This window comes from Paracoccus sanguinis (assembly GCF_012689545.1).
Taxonomy (GTDB): domain Bacteria; phylum Pseudomonadota; class Alphaproteobacteria; order Rhodobacterales; family Rhodobacteraceae; genus Paracoccus; species Paracoccus panacisoli.
In genome coordinates, this window is sequence record NZ_CP051542.1 from 742,281 (window position 1) to 758,206 (window position 15,926).

Here is a 15,926-nt window from a genome sequence, read left to right on the forward strand (position 1 = left end):
CGTCCTGTCAGTGGGTCGCGGCCAGGAACTTCTGCAACTCGGGCGTCTTCGGCGCCCCGAACAGCTCGGCCGGCGGGGCGATCTCGCGCATCACGCCCTGATGGAAGAAGGCCACGCGATCAGAGACTTCGCGCGCAAACTTCATCTCATGGGTGACGCAGATCATGGTCATCCCCTCGCGCGCCAGCATCCTGAGCGTGTCCAGCACCTCGCCCACCAGCATCGGGTCAAGGGCCGAGGTCACCTCGTCAAACAGCATGTAGGCCGGCTGCATCGCCAGCGCCCGGGCAATCGCCATGCGCTGCTGCTGGCCGCCCGACATCCGCCCCGGATAGACGTCCAGCTTGTCGCCAAGCCCCACGTGCTCGAGCTGCTTCTTCGCCTCGGCCTCGGCCTCGGCCCGGCCCATCCCCAGCACCTTGCGCGGCGCCAGCGTCACGTTGTCGAGCACGGTCAGATGCGGGAAAGCGTTGAACTGCTGGAAGACGATGCCGATCTTGCGGCGCAGCTTGTTGAGGTTGGTGGACTTGGCGTGAACCTCGGTCCCGTCCACCAGGATGCGGCCGGAATCGATCGGCTCAAGCCCGTTGATGCAGGTCAGCAGCGTCGATTTCCCCGACCCCGAGCCGCCGATCACCGTCAGCACCTCGCCCTTGGCCACCGTCAGGTCGATGCCCTTGAGCACCTCGAGCGGGCCGAAGGATTTGCGGACGTTCTCGATCTCAATCATGGGACCACCGTCTTTCAAGCCAGCCGCCGAACCGGGCGAGCGGGAAGCTGATGAGGAAATAGAAGGCACCGCAGATCAGCAGCAGGAACAGCGGCTCCTGCAGGCGGGTGATGAGGATCTGGGTGGATTTGAGCAGCTCGGTGACCTGCACGACATAGACCAGCGCGCTGTCCTTCATCACCCCGAGCGCCAGCCCGATCCAGGACGGCAGCGCCACGCGGGTGGCCAGCGGCATGACGATGTTGGCCATGTCCTGCCACCAGTTGAGCCCCAGCGAGCGTGCCGCGCGGCGCGTGGTGGCCGGCACCGCGCCCATGGCGCCGCGCACGATCTCGGCGCAATAGGCGGCGGTGTAGAGGGTCAGCACCCCGCAGGCGATGGTGAAGCCCGACAGTTGCAGCCGCAGCACCATGCCCATGAAGGCATTGGCGAGGACGAGCTGGATGAGCAGCGGGATCGAGCGGAACACGTCGAGCACGAAGGTCAGCGGCGCCGCCCAGACCGGCCCGACCTGGGTGCGGAACACCCCGAAGATCACGCCGAGGATGGTGCCGAGCACGACCGAGATCGCGGTGACGAGCAGCGTCATCCCCGCGCCCTTGGCGAGGAAGACGAGGTCGGCCGAGGTGAGTGCGGTGTCGAACATGGCGCCCCTCAGTACCGGAACATCCGCGCCGCAAGCAGGCGCGCGCCGAGCTGGACGGTCTTGGTCATCAGGTAGAAGATCACCGAGGCGATGGCGAAGAGCTCGAAGGTGCGGAAGGTCAGCGCGTTCAGGTCCTGGGTGACACCGTAGAGGTCGGTGTTCATCCCCACCGTGACGCCGAGCGAGGTCATCAGGATCGCCCACACCATCTGGTTGGTCATCGGCAGGAAGGCGATGCGCAGCATCTGCGGCATGACCACGTAGCGAAAGGATTGCAGCGGCGTCATCCCCAGCGACCGCCCGGCCCGCGGCTGGGTGTCGGGAATGGCCTTGAGCGCGCCGCGGAAGTTCTCGGCCAGATAGCCCGCGTTGTTGAAGGTGATCCCGATCAGCAGCGAGGTGAAGGGCGAGAAGTGGATGCCGAAGCTCGCCACCCCGAAATGCGCCATGTAGATCTGGAACAGCGCCGGCGTGTTGCGGGCGATCTCGACCCAGGCGGTGGCGAACCCCGACAGGATGCGGTTCCCCGACAGCCGGAACAGCGTGAGCACGATGGCCAGCAGGATGCCGAGGGCCATCGACAGCAGCGCGATCTGCAGCGTGACGGCCGCGCCGTCGAGCATCTGCGGCAGGCGGGCGAGCGCCTGTTTCCACTGGAACGTATAACCGAACATGCGCCCCCCTATCGGTCAGGCCGGGCGGCGCGCGGCCTCAGCCGGCGCCGCCCCTGCCGATCAGCGATAGACGCCCTTGATGGTCAGGTCGGCAGGCTCACCCTCGCCCACCCACTTGTTGTACAGTTCCTTGTAGCGGCCGGTGCGGACCTGCTGGTTGATGAACAGGTTCATGTAGTTGATGAGCCCGTATTCCTGCCGCAGCGTGAACAGCGAGACATAGTCCGGCACCATCGGCGCCTTGTCCACGACGCGGATGCCGGGGAAGTTGCCCGACTTGACGTTGGCGTTGGCGACCTCGACCGTCGAGACGGTGGCGTCGAGCTGGCCCTGGCTCAGCGCCAGGAACACGTCGGCCTGGGTCTGGTAGGGCCGGAACTGCCCCTCGCCCCACTCCTTGACCTTGCCTTCCAGCCAGATCGCCTCGTAGGTGCCGGCGGTGGCGCCGACGGTCTTGCCCTTCATGCCTTCCCAGTTGGTCATCTCGACCTTGTCGTTGGCGACGACGGCGTTCTCGAACGCGTAATAAGGCACGGTCATGCCGACCGTCTTGGCCCGCTCGAGCGTGTCCGAGGTCGAGGCGACGCCGACATCGACGCGGCCCGCCATCAGCGCCGGGATGCGCTCGGGGAACGGGGTCTCGACGATCTCGGCGGTGACGCCCAGCGCCTTGGCGAGGTCGTTGCAGTAGTCGACGTCAAAGCCGACCGGCTGGTTGTTGGCGTCGCGCGACCCCATCGGCGGGAAGTCGAGCACCACGGCGCAGCGCAGCGTGCCCGAGGCGATGATGTCGTCGAGCTTGTCGGCCTGCGCGGTGCCCGCAAGCGCGGTCGCGGCCATGAGCCCGAAGGCCAGAGTCTTCACGGTGGTCTTGGCGGTCATGTGTCTCTCCCTGTTCTCGGGCGCTCTGGCCCGGTTTCGATTCCCGATTGTTCCCACCTTCGGGTGAGCGCCGCCACGGATCAATCTGAAATACATGGATTATGCAGATCGATCCGCCTCTCTCCGGCGGCGATGGGCGGACCTCAGGGCAGGCAGTCCTGCACCGCGCCGGGCAGCTTGCTCCATTCCGCGTACCAGGCGCGGAACTGGTTGAACTGCGCTTCGGCCCAGGCCCGCTGGCTCGGGGTCAGTTCGTCGGTCTCGTTGAAATGCAGCGCGTATTCGGCGTCGCCCTGCATGACCATCATGTGCTTGTAGTAGAGGACGAGGTCCGTCCCCTCGTCCCAGGTCGACAGCACCTCGAGCGCCTCGCCCAGCTCGCGGGCGCGGACGCGGGCATCGACGTCGCCGGTCGCGGCCTTCTGGGCCAGTGCGACGAAGTGCAGCACCTCGCGCGGGATGGCGTTGCCGATGCCGGTGATCGTGCCCGCCGCACCCGCCTTGACGTAGCCGTGATAGACGCCGGTATCGACGCCCGCCATCAGCACCACGTCGGGGTTGCCCGCGGTGATGTACTCGGCGGCATAGGACATCGCAGCCTTGCCCCCGAACTCCTTGAAGCCGACGAGGTTCGGGTGCTCGGCCCGCAGCGCGAAGAACAGGTCGGCGCGGGTCTCGAACCCGTAATGGGGCGAGTTGTAGATCACCGCGGGCAGGTCGGGCGCGGCCGACAGGATGGCCTTGAAGTGGTGACGCTGGGCGATGGGCGAGTTGCCGCGCGACAGCACCCGCGGGATCACCATGAGGCCGGCGGCGCCGATCTTCTGCGCGTGGGCGGCGTGGGCCACGGCCGAGGCGGTATTGACCGCGCCGGTCCCGACGATCACCGGGATGCCGGCCTTGACCAGCCGCTCGACGCCTTCCATCCGCTCCGCGTCCGTGAGCAGCGGCCAATCGCCCATCGAGCCGCAATAGACGACCGAGGACATCCCCGCCTCGATCAGCTCGCGCGCCTTGCGGACCAGCGCCTCGAAGTCGGGCTTCCGGTCGGCGGTGCAGGGGGTCATCAGCGCCGGGATCACGCCAGTGAAGATCGCAGGGGTCATCGGGCCGTCTCCTCCTCATGTCACAGCCGGGCGGTGCCCGACTCGTCCTCGCCGCTCACTCTGCCCGATTGTATTTTACTTGTCGACAAGAATTTGAGGTCAGAGCGCCGGGTCGTCGCGGTCGTCGCGCGCGAGCAGCGCCTGGATGTGGGCCACGATCTGGTCGGCATGGGCGCGCCCCAGCCGGTCGGCGGCGCCCACGTCGCCCGACGCGATGGCGGCGATGATCGCCTCGTGCTCCTCGACGTATTCCTGCGGCAAACGGTCGTCGAAGGACTGGTAGTAGAGCCGCAAGAGCCGCCGCCCCTCGTCCAGCATCCGCACGAAGAACTGGGTGTAGTAGGGATTGCCCCCCGCCTCGGCGATGGCGGCATGGAAGGCGCGGTTGGCGGCGATCATCGCCAGCGCGTCCTGCGCGTTCACCGCCGCGGCATAATCCGCCTGCGCGGCGCGGATGCGGGCCAGGTCGGCCGGGGTGTGATAGCGCGCCGCCTGCCGGTTGCTGACCCGGTACATCAGCGTGATCGCGTCGAAGAAATGATGCAGGTTCAGATAGTCGATGGGCGCGACCATCGTCGAGCGGTTGGGCAGCGTGTCCACCAGCCCCTCGCCGGCCAGGCGCACCAGCGCCTCGCGGATCGGGGTACGCGACATCCCGAAGCGCTCGGCCAGCGCCACCTCGTCCAGCGCGCTGCCGGGGCGCAGCACGAGGTCGAGGATCTCGTCGCGCAGGGTTTCATAGACAAGGCGCACGCCGGACCCGCGACGGCGCTCGGGCGCGGCGTCGGGCAGGGCTGCCAGGCTCTCGTCGGTCATCGATTCGGTTCTCTTCGCAAGGGAGCAGCGGGGACGTGGCAGGGCCGCGTGCGGCACGCCCGCCAGCTCCGCAGGTGTTAACGGCCCCTGGCGCGTCGGTATATGGTTTTCTCGGTCAAGCGGTTGCGCGCGGCTCAGGCGCCGCGCAGCCTCAGTCCGCGGGACCGACCGAAAGCGTCACCGGCGCCAGCCCGTCGATCCGCCCCTCGAGTCGGTCGCCCGCGACCACCGCCCCCACCCCCGCCGGGGTGCCCGTCATGATCAGGTCGCCCGGCCCGAGGCGTTCGTAGCGCGAGAGGTCCGCGATCAGCTCGGGCACGCGCCAGACCATTTCGGCCAGCACCGCGTCCTGCCGCAGGTCGCCGTTCACGCTGAGCGCGATGCGCTGCCCGTCCGGGCTGAACCCGGCGGCGGGCGTCAGCGGCCCGATCACCGCGCTGGCCGCGAAGTCCTTGCCCATCGACCACGGCCGCCGCTTGTCCTTGGCGGCCGCCTGCAGGTCGCGGCGGGTCATGTCGAGCCCGACGCCGTAGCCCCAGACCAGCCCCATCGCCGCCTCGGGCGCGACGCGTAACCCCACGGCCCACAGCGCCACCACCAGCTCGACCTCGTGATGCAGGTCGGTGGTCGCGGGGGGATAGGGCTGGGTCGTCCCCGAGGGGACCACCGCCAGCGCCGACTTGGTGAAGTAGAACGGCGCCTCGCGGTCGACCTCGGCCCCCATCTCGGCGGCGTGGGCGGCGTAGTTGCGCCCGACGCAGAAGACCCGGCGGACCGGAAAGCGGGCGTCGGAGCCCTCGACCGGAAGCGCCGGCCAGTCGGGGGCGGGAAAGAGCAGAGCGGTCATGCGGGTCACCCGGGGTTGAGGGGCCGGCGGCCTCACCGCCAGCCCGAGAGGACGAACGGCGCCAGCAGCGCCGCCAGCACGAACGCGGAGCCGCGCAGGCTGGCGCGGCCGACCGGCGCCGCGAGGCGGGCGTGGTGAGCGCGGATGCCCCGGCCCGCCGCCGCGAGCCCTCGCGCCACGACCCGGCGCAAGGGCGGCTCCGCGCCCCGCCGCGCCTCAGTCCTCGGGGCCGACCATCTGCTCGGGGCGCACGATCCGGTCGAACTCGTCCTCGGTAACGAAGCCGAGGCCCACGGCCTCCTCGCGCAAGGTGGTGCCGTTCTTGTGGGCGGTCTTGGCGACCTTGGTGGCGGCGTCATAGCCGATGGTCGGCGCCAGCGCCGTCACCAGCATCAGGCTTTCCTTCATCAGCTTGTCGATGCGCGGCAGGTTGGCCTGCGTGCCGACCACCATGTTGTCGGTGAACGACCCCGCCGCGTCGCCCAGAAGCTGCATGGACTGCAGCACGTTGTAGGACATCATCGGATTGTAGACATTCAGCTCGAAATGCCCCTGGCTGCCGGCAAAGCCGACCGCCGCGTCGTTGCCCATCACCTGCGCGCAGACCATCGTCAGCGCCTCGGCCTGGGTCGGGTTCACCTTGCCCGGCATGATCGAGCTGCCCGGCTCGTTCTCGGGCAGGATCAGCTCGCCCAGACCGGACCGCGGGCCGGACCCCAGCAGCCGCAGATCGTTGGCGATCTTGAACAGGCTCACCGCGACGGTTTTCAGCGCGCCGTGAAAGAACACCATCGCGTCATGGGCGGCCAGCGCCTCGAACTTGTTCGGCGCGGTGACAAAGGGCAGGCCGGTGATCCTGGCGATCTCGGCGGCGATGGCGGTGTCCCAGCCCTTCTTCGTGTTCAGCCCGGTGCCCACGGCAGTGCCGCCCTGCGCGAGTTCATAGATCTGCGGCAGGCACAGCTTGACCCGTTCGATCCCCATGCGGACCTGATGGGCGTAACCCGAAAACTCCTGCCCCAGGGTTAGCGGCGTCGCGTCCTGCGTGTGGGTGCGGCCGATCTTGATGATGTCCTTGAACTCGTCGCGCTTGGCTTCCAGCGCGGCGGCGAGCTTTTCCAGCCCCGGCAGCAGGGTGTCGCGCGCGACCATGCCGATGGCGACATGCATCGCGGTCGGAAAGGTATCGTTGGACGACTGGCCCATGTTGACGTGATCGTTCGGGTGAACCGGCTTCTTGCTGCCCAGCTCGCCCCCCAGAATCTCGATGGCGCGGTTCGAGATGACCTCGTTGGCGTTCATGTTCGATTGGGTGCCCGACCCGGTCTGCCACACCACCAGCGGGAAGTTGTCGTCGAACTTGCCGGCCACCACCTCGGAGGCCGCCTGCACTATCGCCTCGCCCAGTTTCGGGTCGAGGTTGCCGGTCGCCATGTTCACCTGCGCCGCGGCCTGCTTGATGACGCCCAGCGCGCGGACGATCGCCACCGGCTGCTTTTCCCAGCCGATCGGGAAGTTCTGGATCGAGCGCTGGGTCTGCGCGCCCCAGTACTTGTCGGACGGCACCTCGAGCGGGCCGAAGCTGTCGGTTTCGGTGCGGGTCGTCGGCATCCTCAATCCCCCTTGCGAGTCCTGGCGCGGCTTCTAGGCAAGCGGCCGCGGCTTGGCAACGGGTATGCAATTGCATGCCGACCAGGCCCGGCTTATCCCAACCGACAGGTCGCCGGCACGGGAAAGCTGTTTTCATCGGCGCGAAATCAGTTAAAATGGGAAAGCTTCGATAGCATGCGCTGTCTGCAAGGGACCGTTCGGCCCGCCCTTTTCGACCAGCGCAACGAAAAAGGTGCACGATGGCGACTCTGGAATTCTCGCTGTATCAGTATACGGTCGTCAACGGTGCCGTGACCGAGGTGTCCGGCCTGCAGACCCTGACCGTCGACGACAAGAACGGCGACGGACTGCTTACCCAGAAAGAGCTGGCGGCCTATTTCCAGAAACAGGGCCACGGCCATCTTTGGGGGATCGGCGGAACCGATCCCGCCCGCCCCGCCACCTTTACCGTGGGCGACACCGGGAACCTCAAGGACTTCACCCTGTTCACCACCAGCCTCTACGAGGTCGGGGACAAGGTCGACACCAGCGGGCTGGTGCAGAACTTCAAACCGTTCGATCCGCACGAGGCGGGCGTGCCCTGCTTTTCCGCCGCCACGCTGATCGAGACGGCACGCGGCCCCGTGGCCGCCGGCGACCTGGCGGTGGGCGACATGGTGCGCACCCGCGACGCCGGGCTGCAGCCGATCCGCTGGATCGGGCGGCGTGCGCTGGACACCGCCGCGCTGGAACGCGCGCCGCATCTGCGGCCGATCCGCATCCGGGCCGGCGCCTTGGGCGAGGGCTGCCCGGCGGCCGACTTGGTCGTGTCGCCGCAGCACCGCATCCTGGTCCGCTCGCGGATCGCCCAGCGCATGTTCGGCACGGACGAGGTGCTGGTCGCCGCCAAGCAACTGTGCCAGCTGGACGGAATCGACGTCGCGCAGGACCTGAGCGAAGTCGTCTACATCCATTTCCTGTTCGACGACCACCAGATCGTGTTCTCGAACGGCGCCGAGACGGAATCGCTGCTGGTCGGACCCGAGGCACTGAAATCCGTGGGCATCGCGGCCCGCGCCGAAATCCTGGCCCTGTTCCCGGAACTGGCCGACCATGCGGCCGTGCCCGCCCGGACCGTGACCAGCGGCCGGATGGCCCGCAAGCTGGCGGTGCGCCACCTGCAGAACCAACGGCCGCTGGTCAACTGACCTCGGCTCGTCGTCCGTCGCGCGGGCACGGCGCGCGCCTGTCGGCGCGTCAGCCCGGGGCCTGGCGAAAGATATAAACCTGCGCCGGCGGCAGGTTCATCCAGATGCGGCGGCTGCGGGTATGGGTCAGGCCGAGATCGGCCCGCACCCGCGCCGACAGCGGCGGCTGGGTGCCATAGGTGATCTGCACAAAGGGCGCGCCCGGCTTCAGCATCCACAGCGCCGACCCGACGATGGCGTGCTGCATTTCATCGGACATCGGCAGGGTCGGCACGCCAGAGATCACCGCGTCGAGGTTCTTGCGCCCGACGTTCACCATGTCCTGCGCCGGGCGGTTGTGCACCGTCACCCCCGGAAAGGCGTCCCGCAGCCGCGCACAGAAGGCCGCGTTCAGCTCGTAGAGCTCGAGCCGGGCCGGCGGCAGGCCGCGGGCGAGGATGGCGCGGGTGATGGTGCCGGTCCCGGCGCCGATCTCGGCCACCGCCTCCATCTCGGGGAGGATGCAGCGGGCCATCTCGTGCGCGGCGGCGCTGGCGGTGGGCGCGATGGCGCGGATCTCGGTCGGGCGACGGATCAGCTGGCCGAGAAAGAGAGAGAGGTCGGACATCGGGGCTCTCATGCGGGGGGGCGGGTTCCGCCCTCCCTTAGCCGCCCGATGTGACAGCCGCGCCGCGGCCCCGTGTCGGCCGCGCGTCAGTCCCGCGACGGTCCGATGTCAGCCGAAGCCCGCGGGGCCGTCGGCGGCTATTTCCGCCACTTGTCGAGGCTGACGACCTCGGCCCCGCCGGTGGCGGGGGTCGAGGGCGCGGCGGCCTCGGGCTCGGCCGGGGCCTCGGCGGTCTCCTCGTCGTCCTCGCCGTCCTCCTGCGTCTCGAACCGCAGCCCGAACTCGACCGAGGGGTCGACGAAGGTCCGGAGCGAATCGAAGGGAATGTAGAGCGGCTCGGGCGAGTTGCCGAAGTTCAGCGTGATCGCAAAGCCCTCGTGCGTCACCGCCAGGTTTTCGAACCAATGCTGGATGACGATGGTCATTTCCTCGGGATAGCGCTCGCGCAGCCAGTCGGCCATCTCGACCCCCTCGTCGCGGGTGTCGAAGGTAATGAAGAAATGATGCTCGCCCGGCAGGCCGTCCTCGGCCACGGCCTGCAGCACATCGGCGATCAGACCCTGCATCGCCCGATGCATCATGCCGCCATAGTCGATTCCGCGTGCCATGTGGCGTCTCTCCTGCAGGCTCGTCCCTTGGGTCGAGCATAGGGATGGCGCGGGGAATGAAAAGCCCGGCGCGTCGGGGCGACGCGGCGGCGCATCGGTCAGGTGGGGGGAGGGGAAGGATGGCGCGGTTGACGGGGCTCGAACCCGCGACCCCCGGCGTGACAGGCCGGTACTCTAACCAACTGAGCTACAACCGCGCATGGTCCAGGGCGATGGTGTGGTGGTGGCGCGGTTGACGGGGCTCGAACCCGCGACCCCCGGCGTGACAGGCCGGTACTCTAACCAACTGAGCTACAACCGCCCAACCACACCCGGATCGCCTCCGGGGTGCGGGGGGTTTACGCAGCCCCGCCGGTGCGGTCAAGCGACAAAGCGCGGGTCGGAGGGGTTTCCCGCAAAAAACCCCCGACCCCGGACGCGGGCGCGTGGCGGTGCCGTGATCACACCGGCGCGGAACGTGAAAAGGCCCCGCGGGTGCGGGGCCTTTCCGGTCCAGAAGCCTAGCCTCGGATCAGTTGCGGGTGTAGGCCGTCAGGTTTTCGATCTGGTCGGCGGGGGTGCCGACATAGGCCTCGAGGTCGCCCGCGGCGGTGCGCTGGAACGAGATCTGGTCCAGCGGGTAGGAAACCTGACGCTCGCCGATCCCGAGGAAACCGCCCACCGACACGATGGCCGCGTTGTTCGCGGCGTCGAAGGCGTCGATCTCGCCGATTTCGCGGTAGTCGTTGCCTTCGCGGGCAAAGACCTGCAGCCCGTCGAGGCCCTCGCCGGTCACTTCACCGGCCGGGACGGCGGTGTAGCCCTCACGCAGCGCGATGTCCGAGGCCATCACCGGGGCCACGGCCACGGTGCCATCGGCGGGCGCCGCGGCGGGCGCGGCAGCCGGGGCAGCGGCGCCGGCGGCGGGGGTCGCGCCGATCACGTTGACCGCGGCATCACCCTGCTCGACGTTGACCTGAGCCTCGCCGGCCTTCTCGACCGCGACTTCCGGGGCCGGGGCGGCGCCGACGTTGACCTGCGCTTCGCCGGTCTGCTGGACGTCGACGGTGGCCTCGTTCTGGCGGATCTCGACCTGGGCCTCGTTGGCCTTGGTCACTTCGACCTGCGCCTCGGCGTCGGTCACGTTGACCTTCGCATCGGCGCTCTCGACCACGACGCGCGGCTCGGGCTGAACGAACGAGACGACCGGCTCGGGCACGTCGACGGTGACCACCGGGGTCAAGTCACCCACGGTCACGACCGGATCGGGCAGCGCCACCGAAACGACCGGCTGCGGGATGTTGACGGTGACGGTCGGCTCGGCCTGGGTCACGGTGATCTTCGGGGCGCACTGCTCGACGTTCACCTCGGGCGGGGCCTGGGTGACGGTCACGGTCGGCTCGGGCTGCTCCACCGTCACCTGAGGCGCGGGCTGGTTCACCTTCACGTCCGGGGTCGGCACGTTGACGTTCACGGTCGGCTCGGCCTGCTGGACGACGACCTGGCCGCCGGGAACGGCAACGGTCGCGTCGGTCGCCGGGGCAACGGCGGGGGCCGTGGTCGCTGCATCAGTCGCGGCCGGAGCCGTGGTCGCCGCGTCGGTCGCCGCAGGCGCCGTCGCCGCAGGCGCGGTCGCATCCGCGGCGGGCGCGGTCGTCTCGGCCGGGGCCGGGGCCGTCTGGGCCATCGCGCCGGCTGCGACGAAGGACAGGGCGGCCGCGGTGCCCAGAAGCTGCTTGATCATCATGGGGAGTTTCCTCTCGGTCATTCTAAGGTCATTTTTGTTATGACGTGCCCGCCGGTGTCTCAGGCATCGCTGTCACAACAACTTGACCCGCCTAGGGTTCCCCAGAATTGGAAAGGGCGCCCCGCGGGCGCCCTTGTTCTTTGTTAAGTGGGGTGGCCGCCGCGAGGGCGGCCACGGATCACTTGAGCACGGTGGTCGAGTCGAAGTCGGGCAACGCCTCGAGCTCTTCCTTGGTGAAGTTGGTCGCGTAGAACACGTCGTCACCGATTCGCACCAGGTGCAGGGCGTCCTTGCCCAGCAGCACGGTCTTGGCGCCGAGGCCCAAGAACCCGCCGATATCGGCGGTGTAGCCCATGATGTTGCCCTCGGGGTCAACCACGATGTCGCCGACCTTGGCGATGTCGGTCCACTCGGCCGGACGCTCGGTCATGGTCTTGTCGGCCCACGCGGTCGAGGACGGCTGGTTGGTCGTCCAGATGCGGCGGTTCATGATGTAGGAACCGAGCAGACCGGGGTTCTCGGCCGACATCACCGGCGCGTCGACGTCGGGGGCCACGACGACGGCGTCGGCCGGGGTCGCGGTGGTCGCCGTGGTGGTGGTCGTCGCGGCCGGCGCCGTGGTGGTGGTCGCAGCCGGAGCGGTCGTGGTCGCGGTGCCCGCGGTCGCGGCCGCGTCGGCCTTGTCCTCGGCCTTGTCCGCCGCATCTTCGGCACGGTCCGCGGCATCCTCGGCCTTGTCGGCGGCCGAGGTCGTCACGGCCTCGTCGACCTTGTTGCCGGCGGCGTCAACCGCGTTCTCGGCCTTGTCGGCAGCGTCCTCGGCCTTGTCGCCCGCGGCGGCCACCGGGTCGGCGACGGTCGTGGTGGTGGTGGTGGCCGGGGCAGGCGCCGGGGCGGCGGTCTGCGCCATGGCGAAACCGGTCAGCGCAAGCGACGAGGTCGCGGCGAGAAGCAAAGCTTTCATCGGGTCAGTCCTTCCTCTAGGTCTCGGCGGCGACCCTTCCGGACCCCCGCTTCGAGCCGACAACGCACCCCGCGAGAAAGTCGTTCCCTCGGAAATGTTTCCGCGCCGCAGGCGAGGCGGCCGCCCGCCCCGCGCCCCTCACGGACTGCTGATCCGCCCGCCGCAGACCGGGCCCGGAACGCCGGTCGTGGACGGCCCCGAGGTCGGCAGGCCGCGCAGCACCCGCACGGCGAGAAAGGCGAAGGCCTGCGCCTCGATCATGTCGCCGTCGAGGCCCGCGGCCTCGACCGGCTGCACCGTGACGCCCGTGCGGGTGCCCAGCGCCGCCATCAGCGCCGCGTTCCTCCGCCCGCCGCCGCAGACGAGGATCGACGCCGGGCGCGCCGGCAGCAACGCCAGCCCCGCCGCCACCGCCGCCGCCGCCGCGTGGACCAGGGTCGCGGCGGCATCGGAGTCGTCCATCTGCGCGACCGCCGGGCCGAGCCCCGCGAAGGCATCCCGGTCCAGCGACTTGGGCGCGGGCCGGGCGAAATACGGGTGGCGCAGGAAGTCCGCGATCACCGCCTCGCGCGGGGCCCCCGCGGCGGCCAGCGCCCCGCCCTCGTCGCGCGCCGCCCCGCGCCGGGCCCGCATCAGGTCGTTCAGCGGCGCGTTCGCCGGGCCGGTGTCGAAGGCGAGGCAGGCGCCCAGCGGATCGGCCGCGCGCGGATCGCACCAGGTCAGGTTGCCGACCCCGCCGAGGTTCAGGAACACCACCGGCGCGGCCGCCAGCTGCCCCTGCCCCACCGCCCAGCGGGCCAGCGCATGGTGAAAGACCGGCACCAGCGGCGCGCCCTCGCCGCCCTGCCGCACGTCCTCGGTGCGGAAATCCCACACCACCGGCCGCCCGGTCGCCCGCGCCAGTCGCCACCCCTGCCCGGCCTGATGGGTCCGCCCCCCGGCCGGATCATGGGCGAGCGTCTGGCCGTGGTAGCCGATCACCGCCGCCTCGGGGAACTCCGCCGCCAGCGCCGCGTGCGAGGCGACCGACAGCGCCGCCGCCGCCGCGACCCCCGGCTCGCCCGGCCAGCGCCCGAGGGCGGCGTGCAGCACGTCGGCCTCGGCCGGGGCGTAGGGCCTAAAGCCGCTGCGCCCGAACTCCGCGATCTCCTCGCCGTCGGTCGTCAGCACCGCCGCATCGACCCCGTCGAGCGAGGTGCCCGACATCATCCCCAGCGCCGTGACCATCCGGCCCCGGGTCAGGCCCCCCGCCGTGCCGAACATCCGCCCCTCGCTTTCCCTTGCCCCTGCCCGGCTGTATAGCCACGTCGAAACCTGGGGAAAAACCCCTGCCACCCGACCCGGAGCTGCGCCGATGACCACATACCGTCCGAAATCCGACTTTCTCGGCGTGATGATCGAGCGCGGCTATCTGGCCGACTGCACCGACCTTCAGGCCCTCGACGAGGCGCTGATCGAGGGGCCGGTCACCGCCTACATCGGCTACGACGCGACGGCGGCCAGCCTGCACGTCGGGCACCTGCTCAATATCATGATGCTGCGCTGGTTCCAGAAGACCGGCAACCGCCCGATCACGCTGATGGGCGGCGGCACCACCAAGGTCGGCGACCCGTCCTTCCGGTCCGAGGAACGCCCGCTGCTCGACGATGCTGCCATCCAGCGCAACATCGACGGCATGGGGCAGGTCTTTGCGCGCTACCTCGACTACGGTCCCGAGGGCGCGCGGATGCTCAACAACGCCGAATGGCTCGACGGGCTCAACTACCTCGAGTTCCTGCGCGACATCGGCCGGCACTTCTCGGTCAACCGGATGCTGTCCTTTGAAAGCGTCAAGTCGCGGCTCGACCGCGAACAGTCGCTGTCGTTCCTCGAGTTCAACTACATGATCCTGCAGGCCTACGACTTCCTCGAGCTCTACCGGCGCTACGACTGCCGGCTGCAGATGGGCGGGTCGGACCAGTGGGGCAACATCGTCAACGGGATCGACCTGACCCGCCGGGTGCTCGACCGAGAGATCTGGGGCCTGACCTCGCCGCTGCTGGCGACCTCGGACGGGCGCAAGATGGGCAAGTCGGCGGGCGGCGCGGTCTGGCTGAATGGGGCGATGCTGTCGCCCTACGAGTTCTGGCAGTTCTGGCGCAACACCACCGACGCCGACGTGGGCCGCTTCCTCAAGCTCTACACCGAGCTGCCGGTCGCGGAATGCGAGCGTCTGGGCGCGCTCGGCGGGTCCGAGATCAACGCCGCCAAGGTGCGGCTGGCCAACGAGGTCACGGCGCTGCTGCACGGCCCCGACGCCGCCGCCTCGGCCGAGGCGACCGCGCGCGAGGTGTTCGAGCAGGGCGGCGCCGGCGGCGACCTCGAGGTGGTGACGCTGCCCGCCGCGGTGCTGGCCGAGGGGGTGAGCGTCCAGCAAATGCTGGTGCAGTCGGGGCTGGTCGGCTCGGGGAAAGAGGCCAAGCGGCTGATCGCCGAGGGCGGGCTCAGGCTCGACAACGCCGCCGTCAGCGATCCGCAGGCGATGGTCACGGCCGAGACGGTGGGCGACGGGATCAAGGTCTCGATCGGCAAGAAGAAGCACCGGATGCTGCGCCCGGCATGAGCGCGGCCCTGCCCGTCCTCTGTCTCGGCGCGGTGCTCTGGGACGTGATCGGCCGCAGCCCGGCGCCGATGGGGCCGGGTGCCGACGTGCCGGGCCGCATCCGCCACCAGCCGGGGGGCGTCGCCCTCAACGTCGCCGCGGCGCTGGCCGCGCGCGGGCGGGCGGCGGCGGTGCTGGGCGCGGTCGGCACCGACCCCGAGGGCGCGGCGCTGATCGACGCGGCCCGCGCGCTGGGGGTGGGGGTGGACTGGGTTCACCGCGACCCGGCGCGCCCCACCGACGCCTACATGGCGATCGAGGACAGCGAGGGGCTGATCGCCGCCATCGCCGACGCCCACTCACTCGAGGCGGCGGGCGAGGCGGTGCTGGCGCCCCTGCGCGACGGCCGGCTGGGCAGCGCCGCCGCCCCGTGGCGCGGCCTCGTCGTGGTGGACGGCAACCTCACGACCGCGCAGCTCGCGGCCATCGCCGCCGACCCGGCGCTCGCCCGCGCCGACCTGCGGGTGGTGCCGGCGAGCCCCGGCAAGGCCGAACGCCTCGCCCCGCTGATCGGGCCGGATCACGTCACGCTCTACCTCAACCGCGCCGAGGCCGAGACGCTTGCCGGCCATCCCTGCGCCGGCGCGGCCGAGGCTGCCGCTGCCGTCGTCGCCCGCGGGGCGGCCCGCGTCCTCGTCACCGACGGCGCGCGCCCCGCCGCCTGTGCGGCCCGCGGCGCGGCCGAGGTGCTGACCCGTCAGCCGCCGCCCGTCACCATCGCCCGCGTGACCGGCGCCGGGGACTGCTTCCTCGCCGCCCATCTTCTGGCCGAAGAGCAGGGCGCCGACCGCGCCGAAGCGCTCGACGCCGCCATCGCCGCCGCCGCCGCCCATGTCGCGGGACACTGATCTTCTCTTTTGGCCCAAATATCCCGGGGTCCG

Annotated in this window: 17 protein-coding genes and 2 tRNA genes; 3 read left to right on the top strand and 16 right to left on the bottom strand. The window is 69.9% G+C overall.

All coding sequences use genetic code 11. The features are described from left to right. Window positions 1-7 precede the first annotated feature (7 nt). The 9 genes from HGN31_RS03545 to fumC all read right to left on the bottom strand — a co-directional run bounded on the left by HGN31_RS03545 (window position 8) and on the right by fumC (window position 7,312). On the bottom strand, window positions 8-730 hold the full coding sequence (locus HGN31_RS03545; RefSeq protein WP_036701460.1) for an amino acid ABC transporter ATP-binding protein: 723 nt from the start codon (window positions 728-730) through the stop codon (window positions 8-10). After that, window positions 723-1,376 carry an amino acid ABC transporter permease gene (locus tag HGN31_RS03550; RefSeq protein ID WP_168782350.1) on the bottom strand — a complete coding sequence of 218 codons (654 nt, stop codon included), beginning with the start codon at window positions 1,374-1,376 and terminating at the stop codon, window positions 723-725. The genes HGN31_RS03545 and HGN31_RS03550 overlap by 8 nt, the downstream gene beginning before the upstream one ends. An 8-nt stretch (window positions 1,377-1,384) precedes the next feature. Further along, the gene (locus HGN31_RS03555; protein WP_168782351.1) at window positions 1,385-2,050 is read right to left on the bottom strand and encodes an amino acid ABC transporter permease; all 666 of its coding nucleotides are present in this window, start codon (window positions 2,048-2,050) and stop codon (window positions 1,385-1,387) included. A 60-nt stretch (window positions 2,051-2,110) separates the two neighbouring features. Then, on the bottom strand, window positions 2,111-2,932 hold the full coding sequence (locus tag HGN31_RS03560) for a transporter substrate-binding domain-containing protein (RefSeq protein ID WP_052171726.1): 822 nt from the start codon (window positions 2,930-2,932) through the stop codon (window positions 2,111-2,113). A 143-nt stretch (window positions 2,933-3,075) separates the two neighbouring features. Continuing rightward, window positions 3,076-4,038 carry a dihydrodipicolinate synthase family protein gene (locus tag HGN31_RS03565; protein ID WP_036701467.1) on the bottom strand — a complete coding sequence of 321 codons (963 nt, stop codon included), beginning with the start codon at window positions 4,036-4,038 and terminating at the stop codon, window positions 3,076-3,078. 99 nt (window positions 4,039-4,137) lie between these two features. Further along, entirely contained in the window at window positions 4,138-4,854 is a 717-nt protein-coding gene (locus tag HGN31_RS03570) for a GntR family transcriptional regulator (protein ID WP_036709407.1), read from the bottom strand. Between the two features lie 151 nt (window positions 4,855-5,005). Further along, window positions 5,006-5,701: a fumarylacetoacetate hydrolase family protein gene (locus HGN31_RS03575; protein WP_211096327.1), complete on the bottom strand. Its 696-nt coding sequence runs from the start codon at window positions 5,699-5,701 to the stop codon at window positions 5,006-5,008. Between the two features lie 32 nt (window positions 5,702-5,733). Then, entirely contained in the window at window positions 5,734-5,892 is a 159-nt protein-coding gene (locus HGN31_RS03580; protein ID WP_156116122.1) for a hypothetical protein, read from the bottom strand. Window positions 5,893-5,917: 25 nt separating this feature from the next. Continuing rightward, complete coding sequence (gene fumC / locus HGN31_RS03585; protein WP_168782352.1) at window positions 5,918-7,312, bottom strand: class II fumarate hydratase; 1,395 nt, start codon at window positions 7,310-7,312, stop codon at window positions 5,918-5,920. 239 nt (window positions 7,313-7,551) lie between these two features. Here fumC and HGN31_RS03590 point away from each other — a divergent pair, with 239 nt between their 5' ends. Continuing rightward, entirely contained in the window at window positions 7,552-8,499 is a 948-nt protein-coding gene (locus tag HGN31_RS03590) for a Hint domain-containing protein (RefSeq protein ID WP_168782353.1), read from the top strand. 49 nt (window positions 8,500-8,548) lie between these two features. On the opposite strand, the gene HGN31_RS03595 is transcribed toward HGN31_RS03590, so the two are convergent. From HGN31_RS03595 to HGN31_RS03625, 7 genes are all read right to left on the bottom strand, one after another. After that, window positions 8,549-9,106: a class I SAM-dependent methyltransferase gene (locus HGN31_RS03595; protein ID WP_168782354.1), complete on the bottom strand. Its 558-nt coding sequence runs from the start codon at window positions 9,104-9,106 to the stop codon at window positions 8,549-8,551. A gap of 137 nt (window positions 9,107-9,243) precedes the next feature. Beyond that, window positions 9,244-9,714, bottom strand: coding sequence for an SspB family protein (locus HGN31_RS03600; protein WP_043132825.1), 471 nt, complete (start codon window positions 9,712-9,714; stop codon window positions 9,244-9,246). 120 nt (window positions 9,715-9,834) lie between these two features. After that, window positions 9,835-9,911, bottom strand: a tRNA-Asp gene (locus tag HGN31_RS03605). Between the two features lie 27 nt (window positions 9,912-9,938). Continuing rightward, a tRNA-Asp gene (locus HGN31_RS03610) sits at window positions 9,939-10,015 on the bottom strand. 210 nt (window positions 10,016-10,225) lie between these two features. Further along, entirely contained in the window at window positions 10,226-11,440 is a 1,215-nt protein-coding gene (locus HGN31_RS03615; RefSeq protein ID WP_168782355.1) for a hypothetical protein, read from the bottom strand. A gap of 178 nt (window positions 11,441-11,618) precedes the next feature. Next, a complete protein-coding gene (locus tag HGN31_RS03620) occupies window positions 11,619-12,404 on the bottom strand; it encodes a PRC-barrel domain-containing protein (RefSeq protein ID WP_168782356.1) in 786 nt (261 codons plus the stop codon). Window positions 12,405-12,542: 138 nt separating this feature from the next. Then, window positions 12,543-13,646: an anhydro-N-acetylmuramic acid kinase gene (locus HGN31_RS03625; RefSeq protein WP_168783794.1), complete on the bottom strand. Its 1,104-nt coding sequence runs from the start codon at window positions 13,644-13,646 to the stop codon at window positions 12,543-12,545. Window positions 13,647-13,758: 112 nt separating this feature from the next. On the opposite strand from HGN31_RS03625, the gene tyrS reads away from it, so the two are divergent. Continuing rightward, entirely contained in the window at window positions 13,759-15,006 is a 1,248-nt protein-coding gene (tyrS, locus tag HGN31_RS03630) for a tyrosine--tRNA ligase (RefSeq protein WP_168782357.1), read from the top strand. Next, window positions 15,003-15,893, top strand: a complete 891-nt coding sequence (locus HGN31_RS03635) for a PfkB family carbohydrate kinase (RefSeq protein ID WP_168782358.1) — start codon at window positions 15,003-15,005, stop codon at window positions 15,891-15,893. Before tyrS ends, HGN31_RS03635 begins: the two co-directional genes overlap by 4 nt. Window positions 15,894-15,926: the final 33 nt, after the last annotated feature.

What these genes read in the sequence shown, in the direction of transcription:
- tyrS (WP_168782357.1), top strand. Translation starts at nt 13,759, where the DNA reads ATGACCACATACCGTCCGAAATCCGACTTTCTCGGCGTGATGATCGAG.
- HGN31_RS03570 (WP_036709407.1), bottom strand. Translation starts at nt 4,854, where the DNA reads ATGACCGACGAGAGCCTGGCAGCCCTGCCCGACGCCGCGCCCGAGCGC.
- HGN31_RS03560 (WP_052171726.1), bottom strand. Translation starts at nt 2,932, where the DNA reads ATGACCGCCAAGACCACCGTGAAGACTCTGGCCTTCGGGCTCATGGCC.
- HGN31_RS03565 (WP_036701467.1), bottom strand. Translation starts at nt 4,038, where the DNA reads ATGACCCCTGCGATCTTCACTGGCGTGATCCCGGCGCTGATGACCCCC.
- HGN31_RS03550 (WP_168782350.1), bottom strand. Translation starts at nt 1,376, where the DNA reads ATGTTCGACACCGCACTCACCTCGGCCGACCTCGTCTTCCTCGCCAAG.
- HGN31_RS03635 (WP_168782358.1), top strand. Translation starts at nt 15,003, where the DNA reads ATGAGCGCGGCCCTGCCCGTCCTCTGTCTCGGCGCGGTGCTCTGGGAC.
- fumC (WP_168782352.1), bottom strand. Translation starts at nt 7,312, where the DNA reads ATGCCGACGACCCGCACCGAAACCGACAGCTTCGGCCCGCTCGAGGTG.
- HGN31_RS03615 (WP_168782355.1), bottom strand. Translation starts at nt 11,440, where the DNA reads ATGATGATCAAGCAGCTTCTGGGCACCGCGGCCGCCCTGTCCTTCGTC.
- HGN31_RS03620 (WP_168782356.1), bottom strand. Translation starts at nt 12,404, where the DNA reads ATGAAAGCTTTGCTTCTCGCCGCGACCTCGTCGCTTGCGCTGACCGGT.
- HGN31_RS03590 (WP_168782353.1), top strand. Translation starts at nt 7,552, where the DNA reads ATGGCGACTCTGGAATTCTCGCTGTATCAGTATACGGTCGTCAACGGT.
- HGN31_RS03600 (WP_043132825.1), bottom strand. Translation starts at nt 9,714, where the DNA reads ATGGCACGCGGAATCGACTATGGCGGCATGATGCATCGGGCGATGCAG.
- HGN31_RS03555 (WP_168782351.1), bottom strand. Translation starts at nt 2,050, where the DNA reads ATGTTCGGTTATACGTTCCAGTGGAAACAGGCGCTCGCCCGCCTGCCG.
- HGN31_RS03575 (WP_211096327.1), bottom strand. Translation starts at nt 5,701, where the DNA reads ATGACCGCTCTGCTCTTTCCCGCCCCCGACTGGCCGGCGCTTCCGGTC.
- HGN31_RS03545 (WP_036701460.1), bottom strand. Translation starts at nt 730, where the DNA reads ATGATTGAGATCGAGAACGTCCGCAAATCCTTCGGCCCGCTCGAGGTG.
- HGN31_RS03595 (WP_168782354.1), bottom strand. Translation starts at nt 9,106, where the DNA reads ATGTCCGACCTCTCTCTCTTTCTCGGCCAGCTGATCCGTCGCCCGACC.